Below are 1,015 nucleotides of genomic sequence, written 5' to 3' on the forward strand. Positions count from 1 at the left end.
CAAAATAGGATGAACATGGTCAACACTACACCCACACTAAGCCAGTTAAGCTGATTTAATGTCATTGTTGCCTCGCATTCGTACAAAACATACTGGGTGGCGATACCAAATCTTTTTAAGTTCAAAATCTTAAGAGGAAGTCTTAATTGATAAACTTAATAAGAAATTGATTCGAGCGCGTGAGGTTTTTTTAACCTACGTGCTCATAATGACATCACATTGTTACGATGAAATTACATTACGACAAAATATTTCTATGCAGCTTGTCGCAAAATTTTATCGAGGACACGAGTGGGTAATAATCGTTTCAAAATCGCAAACAACTTGGTTGGTGTCGTAATGCGATAGCGAATTTTAGGTTTATTGCTGGTTAGTGCGTGAAGAACGGGTTCGATACAAGCTTCTGCCGGCAGCACGAATCGATTATTCGATTTATCGTTATCTAAACGCTTTTTCTGTCCTTCATGCGCGATAGGGTGAGGGCTTGAATCTAGGTCAATCCATTGCTCAAAAGCGTGCAGAGCGTTGTGTCTAAATTGCGTTTCAATGGGGCCGGGCTCTATTAACGCCACTTTGATGTCGGTATCAGCAAGTTCGAGCCGTAATGTATCTGTCCATCCTTCTAGGGCAAACTTTGAGGCGTTGTACGCCCCACGATACTTCATTGCGGCAAAACCCAAGACGGAGCTGTTTTGAATAATGCGACCTTCACCTTGAGCACGCATAGTGGGTAGTACCTCTTGAACCAGTTGGTGCCAACCAAAAAAGTTGGTTTGAAATTGCGCTTTCAATGCTTCGGTAGGCAGATCTTCTAATGCACCGGGCTGACCATATGCGCCGTTATTGAACAGGGCATAAAGCTGGCCTTGAGCCAATTCAATCGCTTGTTTTGCGCCACTAGTGATGCTTATTGGGTCGTCGAGGTCGAGCTGGATACAGGTTAACCCTTCTGATTGGAGTCGTTGAACGTCATCAAGCTTTCTACAAGAGGCGATGACGTTAAAGCCTTGTTTAT

Annotated in this window: 1 protein-coding gene; it reads right to left on the reverse strand. The window is 43.4% G+C overall.

Going from position 1 to position 1,015, the window contains the following annotated elements:
* Positions 1-254: 254 nt before the first annotated feature.
* On the reverse strand, positions 255-1,015 hold a 761-nt coding region (locus R7Q46_RS25335; RefSeq protein WP_318077961.1), incomplete at its 5' end, for an SDR family oxidoreductase.

Source organism: Vibrio sp. 811 (assembly GCF_033339195.1).